Genomic DNA, 15,291 nt, shown 5'->3' on the forward strand with positions numbered 1-15,291 from the left:
CCGAACGCAATGCCTCGATGGTGGCGCACATTGACGCAAGTGTTGTGCGAAACCCTGCCCAGCGCGCAGGCCGACATCTTGCGTCAGCGGTTGCACGGGTTCGACGAGCCTGTAGCGCTTCGGGTTGTACACCTGTGGCACGCCGACGTGGTCATGCCGTTGCTGTGCGAAGCCGTGCCGGAGCATCGGCAGGCGCTGCTCGATTTGCAGAGCCTGCATCGACGGGCCGCGCTCGGCCTGCGCGCACGCCTCGGTGAATGGCGGGCGACGCTCAAACCGGTGTTGCTGGCGCTGTATCGACGGGCGTATGCCTACGACGCGGCATACGCCCAGGCCCACGCCAGTGCAATGACTTACGGTCAGGCACCGGCCAACGTCGCCATGATTGCCGAGCACTTTGGCGATGCCGAGGCGTTTGCCGTGTATTACGCGCAATTGAATACCGAAGCCAACGCCACCGCGTTTGCCCAGGCCCACGCCAGCGCCAACGCCGAAACTTCAGCCCGGGCCTTCGCCGCTGACGATGCGCAAGCGTACGCGCATGTCTGCGGTGCATCGACGCGGGTGTATGCCCGGGCCTGCGCGCAGACCGATGAACAACGCCGTGCACTGTTCAACGACTTCGCCGAAGGGCTGTGCCTGCGCATGGCAACACTGCAATCCCATTCAACAGGAGAACGACATGAGTGACTCACAGCTGCAATTTGATGTGGTGATCAATGGCCAAGGTCAGTATTCCCTGTGGCCCGTGGGCAAGCCGATGGCCAACGGCTGGAGCGAGGCGGGGATGCGCGGTGAACGCCAGATCTGCCTGGAATACATCAATGAACACTGGATCGATATGCGCCCGCGCTCGCTGCGAGAGAGCGTGTCGCAATAATCGTTATCGCACTCGTCCGCTGGGGAAGTGGGTATAGGGCGCTTCAATAAAAAGGTGAGGGAACATGGATCAATTGGCACTCAAGGCAATCGAGCGCATCGCCGCACAACAGCGCACGCCGTATCATCACATCACCGTCGACCGGATCACGCCGGTCATTGGCGCCGAGGTCGCCGGCGTCGATCTTTCGCAACCGCTGAGTGACGATCAACTCGCGGAAATCCGCCGGGCTTTTCTGGAAAACCACGTGCTGGTGTTTCGCGATCAGCATTTGACGGTGCAAGAACACAAGGCGTTCGGCCGTCTGTTCGGCGAACTGCGTGCCTTGCCGGTGGAGGACATTGACGGCGATGACCCGGAACTGGTGGAGATCCGCGCCAATGCCCAATCACGCTACGTCGCCGGTGAGACCTGGCACACCGACGGCACGGCCGATGTCGCGCCGTCCCTCGGCTCGATGCTGTACATCAAGGAAACTCCGGCCATTGGCACCGGTGGCGATACGTTGTTTGCCAACATGCACCTGGCGATCGAAATGCTGTCGCCGGCAATGCAGCAGTTTCTCGGCGAATTGACCGCCATCCATGACGGGGCGATTCCGTGGAAGGGCTATCAGGCGCCGGCCAACCTGCCGAGGACTGAGCACCCGGTGGTGGTTCGTCACCCTGAAACCGGGCGCAAGTCTTTATTCGTCAACTCCGGGTTCACTTCGCACATCGTCCAGTTGTCCGGTGGCGAGAGTCAGGCGCTGCTGAACATGCTGTTTGACTTGGTGGCCCGAGAGCCAGTCCTCAGTTGCCGCGTACGCTGGGCGCCGAACACCCTGGTGTTCTGGGACAACCGCTGCACCCAGCACCATGCGGTCTGGGATTATTTCCCGCATTCGCGCTACGGCGAGCGGGTGACGATTCTGGGGACGCAGCCCAAGGCTTGATCCCCCCGAGGCACATCTGTGGGAGCAAGCTCACTCCCACAGATGTGCCCGCCTCTAGAGACCATGCTCCAGCAACTGCTCGACGATCAACTCACCAAACGCCAGATTGCCGTGCAACGGGTCATCCACTTCGCAGAACGCCGAACGCTGGAAACCCTGCTCATCGTTCGCCGCCGCGCGCACGTCGATCAGCTCCACGCCGAGCCCCTGCAGACGCTTGATCAGCAGCGTCTGGGCGGCCATGAACACTCGCGGGTCGGACAGCTCCGGTACCCGTTGCGGCGGTAACACGGCGAACACCTTGAGGTTCATCGCCAGTGCCTGTTCATAGAATGCCAATGCCGACCGGGACAGGGTGTCGACGATAGATTCGAACAACGGTCCTTCAAGAAATCCTGCGTCGAACTCACCCTCTGGCGTCTGGTAACAGGTCCAGTTCGGCGCCGTGGCGAGGTAGTGCAGACTTAGGCCGATTGTGCTCACCAGCGGCACGCCGACCTTCGCCAATTGCGGCGTTTCGAAGGTGTCGAGGGCCTGGCGATACAGGCGTTCCATCTCGCCATCCCTGAACACCACGTCATTGCGGGTGATGCTGAAGAAATCGACGGCGAAATCTCTTCCGGTTCCCAGCGGGCCACCACCGAAAGGCACTTCACGGGCCTGCGCCGCTTTGCCGATGACGCCGGCATGGGAGTCACCCAACAGCAGAAACCTAGGCGTAGTAATCGAGTACGGCGTCTTCACAGACAAGATCCTCGCTGGACACGCAAGTGGAGGGAGCAGAGGCGGGCGCTTGCACTGACTGGACGGCGTCGAGCCCGGCGAAAAACTGCTGCATGACGAACGCCACACCCTCTGGCGTGACTTCTCGCTGGTTGGCCTGGTAGAAGCCGCCCTTGAACGGTGTGCCGGTGATGATTTCGTAGGACGGGAAATAGTCGACGTCGTGCAGGTCTTCACACAGTTGCCCGGCGACGGCGCGCAGCACCGATTTGGAGTAGGTGGTGGCGCTCAACACATGCTGACCTGTGGCCGTTGCCGTCAGAGGTACTGGCGAAACGGTGAGCAGCAGGCGCAGCTGCGGGTTGATCGAGCGCATCAACTCGACTGCCCTGACCATCTCGCCATAGGTGTCGACAAACCCGAAGTTGCGGAACTGGTGGAGCTGCGGATCGAAGGTGCCGCGCACGGTGCCAGGACACATCGGATAGAGCGCAGAGGTCTGGCGATGTTGCCAGCCTTCGGTCAGACCAAGCGTGAACACAAACACCTTGGCGCGGCGCAGGGCGGTGCGAATGGCGTCCAGAGTCGCTTCGCGCGACGCGAATAACGCCTCTTCACTGGCAAAGCCTTCAGGCTCCACGGCGGGGCGGAACGGATCGAAGAAACGCCCGTCGTGGGCCCAGGTTTCGCTGTGCGGCACACTCAAGCCCAATGCCCATTCGAGCCATTGGCGCAACATCGCCGGGGTGTACAGATTGCCGGTGCGGAAAGAAAACACCCCATAGTTGTGGGCCTTCCAGTCGACTTCAGGCAACCCGGCCGGGGCAGGCTCGGCGTCCAGCCAATTCATGCCGCGCTCCACCAGCGCCCGACCGATGTGCTGGGCGAAACATGAGCCGGCGGTAACGATGGCGTCCTTGTTGCCGATCTCGAATTCCGGTGTCCACAGTTGATCGATGTCCAGCGCGGGTTTGTCGGCCACGGCCGTGCGCCAGAAGGCGCGGGATGGCAGGCATTGATAGGGATTCACGACGAGAGGCCTCCTGGCGGTTCGCAGAGAAAAAGGATCAGCTGATTTGATAGCGGTAGATCAGGTCATCAAACCACCGGTCACCGATCTGATAGGCCAGCGGCACACGGCGTTCGAAGACAAAACCGCATTTCTCCAGCACCTTGCAGGATGCGACATTACCGTCGGTCACGGTCGACTCCAGCGAGTCCAGGCCGATGGCGGCGGCATAATCGATGATCGCCCGCCGCGACTCGGTGCCAAAGCCTTTGCCCTGATGCTCCGGCAACAGCAGGCAACCTACTTCGGCATGTCCCGGCGACAGAATACAGAACCCGGTCACACCCAGTTCCTGCCGACTGGCCTTGTCAATCACCACCAGGCACAACCAGTGATCCGACTGCGGCCCCCACGCCGGCAACCGATGCTCGAAGCCCTTGCGAATTTGCTCCTCGGCAATTTCGCCGAACACATACTGCATGGTCTGCGGCTCGGAATGCAGCCTGAGGAACAACGGCCAGTCAGATTCGACCAGGGTGCGCAGGTCCAGGCGTTCGGTGGTGAGTTCGAGCATCCGCTGCTCCTTGCATGGGTGGAAAAGGGAAGAGGTTTTTTACTTGTTGTGGGGGGAAAGATCAATGATCCGATATCGCCGCTTGCCCCCCGACGCGAGCCGAAATCCATTCCCGACTGTAAGCCAGCACGCTGTCAGCAATGGCTGTCGGAAAATGGATAAAACCATGGGGTGAAGAGGGCAGCAGGTACACCTCGACAGGCGCCGACTGCGACCAGCGTTCGGCGATGTCGAGGGTGTCATCGCGCAGCGGATCGAGTTCGCCGGCAAACATCAGTGCCGGCGGGAATCCGCTGAAGTCACCGTACAGCGGTGACAACGGTGGTTGCCGGCGCTGTTGGTCATTCAAGTCTGGCGTGAGCATGCGCAGCGCCTCGACCATGCCGGGGCCGTCCAGCACCAGCGTTTCCGGCGGCGCCGCGCGCACGCTCGGCGTGCCGGTCAAGTCGTAGACGCCGTAATACAGCAACGCGCCGCTTACCCGACTGAGTAAGTCGGGCGATTGTTTCAGCGCCAACAACGATGTCGCCGCCAGATGCGCTCCGGCCGATTCGCCAACGACAATTACCGGCAGATCGGCAAACTCGTGCTCATTGAGCAACCAGCGAGCAGCAGCAGTGCAATCTTCCATCACCCCTTCAATGGGCGTCGATACCGCAAGCCGGTAATCCACCGAGACAACTGTCACGTCGCAGGCGTTGACAATGGCAATGTTGAAATTGTCATTCATCTGCGCGTTGCCGATCACCCAGCCGCCGCCATGGAAATCCAGCACAACGCCTTTCGCGCACCCTTTGGGACGAATGATCCGCACGCTGCCCCCGGCAATCGCCTTTCGCTCTGCCTTGAGGCCGTGCTTGCGCAACTTGCTCGCGCCGCCGATCTGACTGACGCGCAGCAGCGCCTGAATCATCCGTGGCAAGACGCGATTGCGGATTTTAAAGCGCGGCAACCAGGCGAGCTTCCGGTTGAAGTCACGCACTTGCGCCAACTCGCGCTCGCCCTGTGGCCACGGCACTTTGCTGCTGCAATCGGTCATCAGCGGTTCTTGATCAAGATGGAAAAATTCAACGCCGCGGCCACACACAGCCACGCCAGATAAGGAAACAGGATCAGGCCGGTGACCAGATCAAGTTGCAAGGCCATCACCACCATCGCCGCGACCACCAACCAGAGCAACGTCAGGATCACCATCGCGGCAAAAACCTGATGCGCCCCGAAGAACACCGGAGTCCACAAGGTATTCAGCGCAATCTGCGCCGCCCATAGCGCCAGCACCGTCTGACTTCCCGGGATCAGGCTCAGTCGGTATCCGGCCCAGGCCAGTAACAGATAGATTAGCGTCCAGGCCACCGGGAACGCCCAGTTGGGTGGCGTGAACGAGGGTTTGCTGAGTGATTCGTACCATTCGCCGGGTTTGAACATGACGCCTGTGGTCGCGGCAGCCGCGCAGGCCAGAAGGAAAATAAAAAAAGTCATCGGCAGTCCTTAGTTTGGGTCAGCTGTTTGAGAGTGTAAGCAGAGGACGCCCCGTGGCGCGAAAAGTTTGGATTGAGCATGAGATTTCTCTGCTCGCGTCCTGCGCTTCATGCCGTTGAACTAAAAGCCTGACTGAGGCGTCAGGGTATTCAGTGCCTCTCTTTTCTCATACGGATGACACCATGCACACCTATCGCCTGGAATACCTTTTCAACGGCGAGCCTCGCTCCCACGTGTTCGAACTCAAGCAACCACAACTGGCCGATTACGAGGCCGCGATGCATCTTCTGGAGCTGCATCTTGGCGATGCGGAAAACAGCCTGATCATGCCCACGGCCGATTCGACGCCCCAGGAGATCCTCAAGCAGGCGGAGCAGGTAGGGATTACACGGATTGAGGTGATCGCGTTCGACGATCTGTCGTGAAAGCCGGCAATTGTGCAGGTTCTGCCGCCATCGCGAGCAGGCTCACTTCTGCATTGGGAATTCCTCGTAGCCTCACAGCAAACTCCACGAAACCCCGACATAAACCCCCATGCCTTCACCCGGCGTAGACCGCGCCGCATCCAGTCCCTTGTCGTCATACCCAGGCGTGACCGTCGCCGCATAGTGTTTGTTGGTCAGGTTGCGCATATCCACCCAGGTCTGCCAGTCACCTTTGGGTGCGTTGTAGCCGAGCGTCGCGCCGAACAGTGCGTAAGGATCGGCGTAGTAGCTATTGGCGTAGTCCACGGCAACTTTGGATACCAGTTGTGTGTTCATCGCCGCAAAGAACCCCTGCGGCCAGTCATAACGCAGCTCACCTTGGTAGTAATGCATCGGCAAGCCCGGCAAGCGGTTGTCACCGAAGCGATCATCATCGCGATAGTGGAAGTCGCTGAAGGTGTACGCCTGACGCAGGCTCAACTGGCGACCGTCGGCGGCTGACCAGAGTTTGCTGGTCAAACTGGCTTCGATGCCTTGGTGCACGGTCGGGCTGGCGTTTAGCTCGTAGGGCGTTACCGCGTTGGCGTCCGGCAGTACCGAGAGCAATTCGTGACGCACCTGCGCGTAGTACCACGCCAGGCTCCACTCGCCGAGTGCGCTGTCGCCGCGTCCACCGAGTTCGAGGGTGGTGGCGGTCTGGTTTTGCAGTTTGATCGGGTCCTTCTGAGTGCCGGTCGCGGCGCCGTTGCCAGCCGGGAAGCGCACGTTGGAGCTGTAAATCAGCGACCACGGGTGCGGTGCTTCGATCGAGCGGCTGAGGTTACCGAACACTTGCACGTCAGGCATGATCTGGTAGCGCAGGCCGAGACGGGGCGCGTAGTCCCAGTCGTTCATGCTGGTTTTACCGCCGCCTTCGGGGTAAGTGACTGCACTTTCGCGTCTGGTGTAGATCGCGGCGAGGCCGGTGGTCAGCCACAGGTCGTCGGCGATTTCCAGGTCGTTGCCAAAATGCAGGACGGTGTCCGAGCCTTGATAGGTGAAGTTGCGCATGCGCGTGCCCGGCGAGTAGCCAGCGGTGTTACCGGTGGGGATGCGCACAAATTCACTGGCGCCGTCGTTGGGCAGGTGTTTGGTCACGCGCAGGCCAACGGTGCTGCGACTTTCCATGCCGAACAAAGTGTCACGACGCTTGTAATCGAAGGTCCCGCTGACGTCGGTGTAGGCGACCTTCAGACGATTCGGGCCTTCGCGCAGGTCCATCGGATAGTCGTGGTAGACGAGGCCGGTCTGGATGCTTGAGTCGTCGTCAATGTAGAACGTGGTTTTGTTGCCGATGAAGGTGCTGCCCGGCTGCTTGCGGCTGTCGTCGCGCGAGACGTAAGCCGGGTTGGCCGCTCGTGGGTCGTGTTCGATGGAGTGCTTGGTCACGCGGCCGGCGAGGTCGTTGTCGGTCTCGCGGTAGCGGATATAGAAGCGCGTTTCCAGATTCGGGTTGAAGCGATAGCCGAAGTTGGCGATCAGGCCTTTGCTCTCGCTGGCGGTGTGATCCTGATAGCCATCGGCGTTCGAATCGGTCAGCGACACGTAATAATCGAAGTCGCCCAGCACTTGTCCCGAACTGACCTGGCGCTGCTGATAACCATGGCTGCCGGTGGCGTAGCGCACTTGCAGTTTCGGCGCGTCGTAGCCGGTGTGGCTGACGTAATCGACGGCGCCGCCCAGTGCCAGCGCACCGCGATCAAAGCCATTGGCGCCGCGCAGCACTTCAACGTGGTCGACCCACAGGGGTTCGAGCAATTCATAAGGCGTGCCGCCGGGACCGGTCAGCGGCAGGCCGTCGAGCATGGTGTACAGCCCCGAGGCGTGCGCGCCCGGCGCTCGGTTGATGCCCGAACCACGGATCGAAATCTTCACGCCCTCGTTACCGGCCGACTGCGCATAAACCCCCGGCTGATAGGCCAGCACATCCTGATTACTGGCCACGCGACCCTGCAACGGTTGGCGCATGTCGACCACACTCGTGCCGCCGGGCACCTGATCCAGGCGGGTCTTGGCGTCTTCAACAGCCGCGTCCGTGCCGCTGCGGTCTTGCGCCGAAATCAGCACCTGCCCCAATTCCAGACCTTGAGTCTCGGCCATGGCCGGACAGGCAAGGGCCAGCCCCAACAACGCGGTGGGCAGGGATTTGGACGCGGGCATCGAGAAAACTCCAGACAGGGACGGGCAATGAACAGTGCGACGTAATAAAGAACGAAGGAAACACATGGGAATTTGCTTTTCTCGGGTTTCCATCCGTCGACTTCACTGAACCACCGTGACGCCGTGTCTTTCTACCGAGTGAGTCCATCACGAGATACCCCTATGTTCGATCAGCGCAAGAAAGAATTACTGGCGGCATGGCGCAAACTGGCGACGCAGTCGCAACCGCGGATGGACCCGGAAGAACAGTACGACGAGTTGCTCAAGGCAGCTGATGAGATGGAGGAGCAGGGACTGATCACCAGCGCCGAATGGCGTCAGTTGGTGAGGGATGCGAGCAGTGTGTTCACCCGCGACGAAGGTCGAAGCCACGGTTGATATCAGCGCTATTGCTCAGTGCTGATTCACCTTATAAACCCTCAAGATTCAGGCCGCTCGTGACGCGGCCTTTCTTTTGCGTCGGCTGTGCGCTTCTTGATGTTTGCAACAGCCGCGCGAAGGCCACCTTGTCGATCGGGCGACTCATGAAATAACCCTGTACCTCGTTGCATTGATCCTTGCCGAGGATATCCAGTTGCTCCTCGGTTTCGACCCCTTCTGCGGTAACGTTCAGGCCCATGGCTTTGCCCAGGCCGATGATGGCTTGCACCACCGCCCGATCATTGGCGCCGCTGCTGATCGAGGCGATGAAGCGCTTGTCGATCTTGATCCCGTCGAACGGGTAGGCGCGCAGGTAGCCGAGGGACGAATAGCCGGTGCCGAAGTCGTCCATGTTCAGGCGCACGCCCAGTTCTTTCAGCGCGTTCATGGTGGTCAGCGCGCCGTCGGTGTCGTTGAGCATGACGTTCTCGGTGATCTCCAGTTCCAGGCGACTGGCCGGGAAACGCGTATCGACCAGCACTTCGCGGACATCCTGAACCACATCGGTCACGGCAAATTGCGCCGGGGAAAGATTCACCGACAGCAAAATGTCTTCCGGCCAGGTCAGCGCCGTTTCGCAGGCTTCACGCAACACCCAGCGCCCAAGAGGGACGATCAGGTCAGTCTGCTCGGCCAGCGGAATAAACAGGTCCGGTCCTAGCAGGCCTTTGCTCGGATGCTGCCAGCGCACCAGCGCCTCGACCGAGACGATCTGCTTGCCGTCAATCTTGTAGCGTGGCTGATAGTGCAGGACGAATTCGTTGTGCTTGAGTGCATGACGCAAATCATCTTCCATTTGCCGGCGCGTCTGGATCTGGTCGCTCATGTGCGCTTCGAAATAGCACCAAGTGTTCTTGCCGTCGGATTTGGCCTGATAGAGCGCGATGTCGGCGTAGCGAATCAGCTCGCTCGGCGCGAAGCCATGGCGGCGGCTCAAGGCAATGCCGATGCTGGCGCCAACGTGCAGCGGATAGTCTTCGAACATTACCGGCTGGTGCAGGCTGCCGATCAGGCGGGTGCAGAACTTGTCGATTTCGTGATGGCTGTCCATGCCGTTGAGCACCACCACAAACTCGTCACCACCGAGCCTGGCGACGATGTCGTTGTCGCGGGTGCATTCACGCAGGCGCACGGCGACTTCTTGCAGCACCGCGTCACCGGCGGGATGGCCGAGGGAGTCGTTGATCGGTTTGAAGTTGTCCAGGTCGATCATCAACAGCGATAGCGCTGGCGAGTGCTCTTTGAGCAACAGCGCATCATCCAGATACCGCGCCAGTTTGTTGCGATTGGGCAGTCCGGTCAGGGCGTCGTGCATCGACAGGTGCTGGATCTGCGCATGGGCAGCGACTTCATCGGTGATGTCGCTGGCGGTACCCCGATAGCCAATGACGACATGCTTGTCGAAGATCGAGCGGGCGGACAGCCGACAGTGACGCTGCTGGCCGGAGTGGTCGCGGTAGGTGCAACGCAGGTCGCTGGTGTTGCCTTCCTCGGGCAGTTTCCTTAGCCACAATTGCAGTGGCGTGGTGTCGCAAAACAGCAATTCACCAATATCTTGCCCCAGCCAGAAGGTTTGCGGATAACCGGTCACTTCGCTGAACCGCGCGGACAAGTAGGTCAGCGACAGATCCCGATCGACCTCCCAGATCCAGTCCGAAGCGGCTTCCGCCACCGCGCGAAAGCGTTCTTCACTGGCTTCCAGCCCGCGGTTGGCGGCTTCCAATGCCTCGTTCGAGGTCTGCATGACGGCGAAGCTTTGGTCGACGTATTGCGATGAGCGCAAGGCATGCCGAAAGAAATAGGCGGTCAGCAGCATTAACACCACCATCGTCGCGCCGAGGGTAGGCAGCAATGACCCCAACAACTGTTGTCCCGGCCGCTCCATATCGGCAATCAAGCTGTACCCGGTGCTGCCCAGCGGCACCCGGGGGCGGGCCGGGTCAATCGTTTCATCCAGCGCCAGCGTCAGGTTGCTCAGGCCATACTCACTGCCGATCTTGCGTAATTTGGTGGGAGTGAGCTTGTCGACGAATACCAGCACAGAGGTTTGCTGCGCAGCATCTACCGGCCTTTGATCGTTGGGAATGATTGCCGCCGCTGACACCAGCGCTGGCCAGCCTTCAAACAGTGAATAAGTAGTGAAGGGTTGGGTCAGGTCGGCCTGGGTTTGTACGTTATCCAGCAGCGATGTGGCGCTGACTTCGAGGAAGGCCGAGAGATCGGCCTCAAGCATTTGCCCTCGAACCACTGTGTATTTGGTGCGCTCGCGATTGAGTACGAATACGCCGTCATAACCGTCACTGGTGAACAGGGTTTTACCCAGATTCTGCTCGGTGTATGCCCAGTTTGTGTCGACTTGGTTGCTCAGGCGTTCATAGGCCGTTGTCCAGTAGGCATAACTGGTGATGTAGTTCTTCGACGCGGTGATACGGTTTTCCAGGGCGCGGGCTGAATAGAACTTGATTTTGTTGATTTCTTCGCTGTCCAGCTTATCGGCAATTCCGAGCAGGGCGACAGTCGCGGCCATCACCCCGGTGACGAACAATGCGCCGACGGCAATGGCAAGGCGTCGGGTGACCACGCTTTGCCGGGGTGGAGCAGGCGCCGCATAACTGGAAATATCCATTCGCTCGTCCTTGATCCGCAGTCTTCTGAATCTAGAACAATGGCGTGGGCGCGACGTTCAGATTCTTCGTGGTGCAGTGGTCCGAATCTGTAAAAGCGTAGTGAACGTGTTGAGTCTTTGCTCGAATTTATGTGCAGAAATGGGCACCGGCGCACAGTGTGAGGCCCGTGCAGATGGCATGGCGCCGGTCAGCGGCCATTCCCGAAAGCACAAGACTTCCCGCTCAAAAACCGGATAATGGCCGCCATTCGTTTAGCCGTATTCTGGTAATCCCGCATGGAAATCAAGGTCAATTTTCTCGACAACCTTCGACTTGAAGCCAAGTTCGACGACTTCACGGTGATCGCCGATCAGCCTATCCGCTATAAAGGCGATGGCTCGGCACCGGGGCCGTTCGACTACTTCCTGGCATCGTCGGCGTTGTGCGCGGCTTACTTCGTGAAGTTGTACTGCGACACCCGCAACATCCCCACAGACAATATTCGCCTCTCGCAAAACAACATCGTCGACCCGGAAAACCGCTACAACCAGATCTTCAAGATTCAGGTCGAACTGCCGGCGGACATCACCGACAAGGATCGCCAGGGCATCCTGCGCTCCATCGACCGCTGTACGGTAAAGAAGGTCGTGCAGACTGGCCCTGAGTTCATTATCGAAGAAGTAGAAAACCTCGACGCCGATGCGCAAGCCCTGTTGATGCCGCATTCGGGTTCGGAAGCAGGCACCTACATTGCCGGCAAGGATCTGCCGCTGGAGCAGACCATCGCCAACATGTCGGGCATTCTCGCCGACCTGGGCATGAAGATTGAAATCGCTTCGTGGCGCAACATCGTGCCCAACGTATGGTCGCTGCACATCCGCGACGCGCACTCGCCGATGTGCTTCACCAATGGCAAGGGCGCGACCAAAGAGGGCGCACTGGCCTCGGCGCTGGGCGAGTTCATCGAGCGACTGAACTGCAACTTCTTCTACAACGATCAGTTCTGGGGCGAAGACATCGCCAATGCAGACTTCGTGCATTACCCGGACGAGCGCTGGTTCAAGCCCGGCCAGAAAGATGCGCTGCCGAGCGAGATCCTCGACGAATACTGCCTCAAGATTTATAACCGCGAAGGCGATCTCCTCGGATCGCACCTGTACGACACCAACTCCGGCAACACCCAGCGCGGCATCTGCTCGCTGCCGTTTGTGCGCCAGTCCGACCAGGAAGTGGTGTACTTCCCGTCCAACCTGATCGAAAACCTGTTCCTCAGCAACGGCATGAGCGCCGGTAATACATTGGCTGAAGCACAGGTGCAGTGCCTGTCGGAAATCTTCGAGCGGGCGGTCAAACGCGAAATCCTCGAAGGGGAAATGGCGCTGCCGGACGTGCCGCAGGAAGTGCTGGAGAAATACCCAAGCATTCTGGCCGGCATCAAGGGCCTGGAAGAGCAGGGCTTCCCGGTGCTGGTCAAGGATGCGTCTCTGGGCGGTGAATTCCCGGTGATGTGCGTGACCCTGATGAATCCGCGTACCGGCGGTGTATTCGCCTCGTTCGGCGCGCACCCAAGCCTTGAAGTCGCGCTGGAGCGCAGCCTGACCGAGTTGTTGCAGGGCCGTAGTTTTGAAGGCCTGAACGACTTGCCGCAGCCGACCTTCTCGGGGCAGGCCGTAACCGAGCCGAACAACTTCGTCGAGCACTTCATCGACTCCAGCGGTGTGGTGTCGTGGCGCTTCTTCAGTGCCAAGGCCGACTTCGAATTCGTCGAGTGGGACTTCTCAGGCGAAGGCGAAGACTCCAACGCCGACGAAGCCGCGACACTGTTCGGCATCCTTGAGGACATGGGCAAAGAAGTCTATATGGCGGTCTACGAGCACATCGGCGCCAAGGCTTGCCGCATTCTGGTGCCGGACTATTCGGAGATCTATCCGGTCGACGACCTGATCTGGGACAACACCAACAAAGCCCTGCAATTCCGTGCCGACATCCTCAACCTGCACAGCCTGAGCAAAGTCGGCTTGCGTAACCTGGCCCAAGGCCTGGAAAACAGCGAGCTGGACGACTACACCGACATCACCACGCTGATCGGCATCGAGTTCGACGACAACACGCCGTGGGGCAAGTTGACCATCCTCGAGCTGCGCCTGCTGATCTACCTCGCCCTGCAAAAGTACGATCAGGCCAAAGACCTGGTTGAAGCGTTCCTGCAATACAACGACAACACCGTCGAGCGCGGCTTGTTCTACCAGGCCGTGAACGTAGTGCTGGAAATGGAACTGGACGAAGATCTGGAACTCGCCGACTACGAAGCCAACTTCCGCCGCATGTTTGGTAACGAGCGGATGGACGCGGCGATTGGCTCGGTGAACGGTAGCGTGCGCTTCTACGGCTTGACGCCGACGAGCATGAAACTGGAAGGCCTGGATCGGCATTTGCGCCTGATCGAGAGCTATAAAAAGCTTCACACGGCGCGGGCTAAAGTCGCGGGTTGACGGTCATCACGTGTGGTGAGGGAGCAGGCTCCTTCTCCACAGGTGCGGTGCTAGGCTTGGGCTCAGTCACGACTGCACCAGCCACTTTTCCATGATGATCGTGCGCTCGGCTCCGTGAAATTCGTCTCGGATTTTGTCGAAACCCAGCGAGGCATAGAAGCCTTCGGCGGTAATGGAGGAGGGCACGCGCAGGCGTTGTGCACCTTCCTTGCTGGCGATTGCCTCAAGGGTCTTCATCAGTATTTTGCCGATTCCGGCACCTTGATGAGACGGCGTAACAAACACGCTTCGAACCACATCCTGATCAAGACTGGCCGTTGCAACGACGTGCTGATCGATTGTCGCGACAAACACTCGACGTTGACTCAACAAGTGCAGGATCGCCGCAGGGGAAAAGCTTCTCTGCACCTGCTCGATGATTTCTTGCGAGTAGTCCTGAGCGTTTGACTCACGCAGGGCCGCGACTACAACTCGGCTGATGGCCGAGGCATCGTCGTGGGTTGCGGTTCGAATCAGAGGATCCATTGAGGCGGCTCCAGGGTTTGCGTTACGTTCCGCGGCGGTAATGCAGGCCTTAGCGCCCGTGCGCCGCGTTAGCCAGTTCCCCGGTATCGACCCGCACAAAAACCGAATCGCCCACCGCCGTCAGCACTTCCCCTGCGAAGACCTCACAGATCACCCGGGTCTTGCGCCCGACTTCCCCTTCGACTTTCGCCCGCAGAGTCAGCGTTACACCCATCGGCGTCGGTTTGATGAACTTGATGCCCAGGTTGCCGGTAACGCAGTCGATGCGGGGCAGGGTGCCGGGCTCGCGGTTCTCTGCACGGTAGTGATAAGCCATTGCCGTCCAGTTGGAGTGGCAGTCGACCAGCATCGCGATCAGCCCACCGTAAACCAGGTCCGGCCAGCCGCAGTATTTGGCGTCCGGCACATGCTCCGCGAGGACGTGCACGCCGTCTTCGTGCCAATGGCTCTTTATATGCAGGCCGTGCGGATTGCTACCGCCGCAGCCGTAACAAACGCCTTGCGGCGCGGCGCTGTCTTGCAGTGAGGTGTCGAGGCTGGACATGGGTGTGGTCATCCTGGTGTGGTGAGGCCGGTCAGGCGCATGCGGCATTCGGCGCCGCGCCGATCCGTTATTGCTCGGGCGCAAGCCATGTATCGACGACCCGTCGATCCAGCTCTTCCCAATACGCCATGCCCAATACCCGCGTGGTGTTCAGCCCGCGTAGATAACCGCGCAACTGATGGGCCGTGTCGCGAATCAGCTGTGGATCGGCGCCGTCTTTGTTCAGCAACACGCTTTCGTACTGGACCAGGTATTCAGCCACTCGCTCGCGGAAATCGGGCAGAACGGCGTCGCGGATCAAGTCAAACGTTCTCAAGGAGGCTTCCTCATTCATCTTTTTCTAGTTGTGATTGAGTGTGTATCAGTCTGCACGTCGGGCAACTATTGCTAGAAGTAATAGTGACCATCAAGAAACGCAAGTTCTGCTTTGTCGGCAATCAGCGGAAAATCGCCTCCATTGAACACGCAGCCAAGGAATTTG

Annotated in this window: 16 protein-coding genes; 6 read left to right on the forward strand and 10 right to left on the reverse strand. The window is 59.7% G+C overall.

Annotation, left to right across the window (positions count from 1 at the left end):
* Positions 1-9: 9 nt before the first annotated feature.
* The 3 genes from ACA043_RS13130 to ACA043_RS13140 all read left to right on the forward strand — a co-directional run bounded on the left by ACA043_RS13130 (position 10) and on the right by ACA043_RS13140 (position 1,814).
* Positions 10-690, forward strand: coding sequence for a hypothetical protein (locus tag ACA043_RS13130; protein WP_497659409.1), 681 nt, complete (start codon positions 10-12; stop codon positions 688-690).
* The gene (locus ACA043_RS13135; protein ID WP_305443233.1) at positions 683-880 is read left to right on the forward strand and encodes an MbtH family protein; all 198 of its coding nucleotides are present in this window, start codon (positions 683-685) and stop codon (positions 878-880) included. Before ACA043_RS13130 ends, ACA043_RS13135 begins: the two co-directional genes overlap by 8 nt.
* A gap of 64 nt (positions 881-944) precedes the next feature.
* A complete protein-coding gene (locus ACA043_RS13140; protein ID WP_497659410.1) occupies positions 945-1,814 on the forward strand; it encodes a TauD/TfdA dioxygenase family protein in 870 nt (289 codons plus the stop codon).
* A 54-nt stretch (positions 1,815-1,868) separates the two neighbouring features.
* On the opposite strand, the gene ACA043_RS13145 is transcribed toward ACA043_RS13140, so the two are convergent.
* From ACA043_RS13145 to tspO, 5 genes are all read right to left on the reverse strand, one after another.
* On the reverse strand, positions 1,869-2,558 hold the full coding sequence (locus ACA043_RS13145) for a hypothetical protein (protein WP_497659411.1): 690 nt from the start codon (positions 2,556-2,558) through the stop codon (positions 1,869-1,871).
* Entirely contained in the window at positions 2,527-3,567 is a 1,041-nt protein-coding gene (locus ACA043_RS13150) for a GSCFA domain-containing protein (protein WP_497617952.1), read from the reverse strand. Before ACA043_RS13150 ends, ACA043_RS13145 begins: the two co-directional genes overlap by 32 nt.
* Positions 3,568-3,604: 37 nt before the next feature.
* Positions 3,605-4,120, reverse strand: coding sequence for a GNAT family N-acetyltransferase (locus ACA043_RS13155; protein WP_187680818.1), 516 nt, complete (start codon positions 4,118-4,120; stop codon positions 3,605-3,607).
* A gap of 61 nt (positions 4,121-4,181) precedes the next feature.
* Positions 4,182-5,159: an alpha/beta hydrolase gene (locus ACA043_RS13160; protein ID WP_497659412.1), complete on the reverse strand. Its 978-nt coding sequence runs from the start codon at positions 5,157-5,159 to the stop codon at positions 4,182-4,184.
* The gene (tspO, locus tag ACA043_RS13165) at positions 5,159-5,599 is read right to left on the reverse strand and encodes a tryptophan-rich sensory protein TspO (protein WP_187680816.1); all 441 of its coding nucleotides are present in this window, start codon (positions 5,597-5,599) and stop codon (positions 5,159-5,161) included. The genes ACA043_RS13160 and tspO overlap by 1 nt, the downstream gene beginning before the upstream one ends.
* A gap of 182 nt (positions 5,600-5,781) precedes the next feature.
* On the opposite strand from tspO, the gene ACA043_RS13170 reads away from it, so the two are divergent.
* Positions 5,782-6,024, forward strand: a complete 243-nt coding sequence (locus ACA043_RS13170) for a hypothetical protein (protein ID WP_497659413.1) — start codon at positions 5,782-5,784, stop codon at positions 6,022-6,024.
* A 72-nt stretch (positions 6,025-6,096) separates the two neighbouring features.
* Here ACA043_RS13170 and ACA043_RS13175 read toward each other — a convergent pair whose 3' ends face one another.
* Positions 6,097-8,223 carry a TonB-dependent receptor family protein gene (locus ACA043_RS13175; protein ID WP_497659414.1) on the reverse strand — a complete coding sequence of 709 codons (2,127 nt, stop codon included), beginning with the start codon at positions 8,221-8,223 and terminating at the stop codon, positions 6,097-6,099.
* A gap of 162 nt (positions 8,224-8,385) precedes the next feature.
* Here ACA043_RS13175 and ACA043_RS13180 point away from each other — a divergent pair, with 162 nt between their 5' ends.
* Complete coding sequence (locus tag ACA043_RS13180; RefSeq protein WP_187680813.1) at positions 8,386-8,601, forward strand: hypothetical protein; 216 nt, start codon at positions 8,386-8,388, stop codon at positions 8,599-8,601.
* A gap of 31 nt (positions 8,602-8,632) precedes the next feature.
* Here the strand turns inward: ACA043_RS13180 and ACA043_RS13185 are convergent, their stop codons facing one another.
* Entirely contained in the window at positions 8,633-11,269 is a 2,637-nt protein-coding gene (locus tag ACA043_RS13185) for a bifunctional diguanylate cyclase/phosphodiesterase (RefSeq protein WP_497659415.1), read from the reverse strand.
* A 276-nt stretch (positions 11,270-11,545) separates the two neighbouring features.
* On the opposite strand from ACA043_RS13185, the gene ACA043_RS13190 reads away from it, so the two are divergent.
* On the forward strand, positions 11,546-13,741 hold the full coding sequence (locus ACA043_RS13190) for an OsmC domain/YcaO domain-containing protein (protein WP_497659416.1): 2,196 nt from the start codon (positions 11,546-11,548) through the stop codon (positions 13,739-13,741).
* Positions 13,742-13,807: 66 nt separating this feature from the next.
* On the opposite strand, the gene ACA043_RS13195 is transcribed toward ACA043_RS13190, so the two are convergent.
* The 3 genes from ACA043_RS13195 to ACA043_RS13205 form a co-directional block, all read right to left on the reverse strand.
* A complete protein-coding gene (locus ACA043_RS13195) occupies positions 13,808-14,266 on the reverse strand; it encodes a GNAT family N-acetyltransferase (RefSeq protein WP_497659417.1) in 459 nt (152 codons plus the stop codon).
* 49 nt (positions 14,267-14,315) lie between these two features.
* The gene (locus ACA043_RS13200; RefSeq protein ID WP_401264882.1) at positions 14,316-14,810 is read right to left on the reverse strand and encodes a PaaI family thioesterase; all 495 of its coding nucleotides are present in this window, start codon (positions 14,808-14,810) and stop codon (positions 14,316-14,318) included.
* 67 nt (positions 14,811-14,877) lie between these two features.
* The gene (locus ACA043_RS13205; RefSeq protein WP_187680809.1) at positions 14,878-15,126 is read right to left on the reverse strand and encodes a hypothetical protein; all 249 of its coding nucleotides are present in this window, start codon (positions 15,124-15,126) and stop codon (positions 14,878-14,880) included.
* Positions 15,127-15,291 lie beyond the last annotated feature (165 nt).

The sequence above is a fragment of the Pseudomonas sp. LBUM1648 genome (assembly GCF_059716145.1).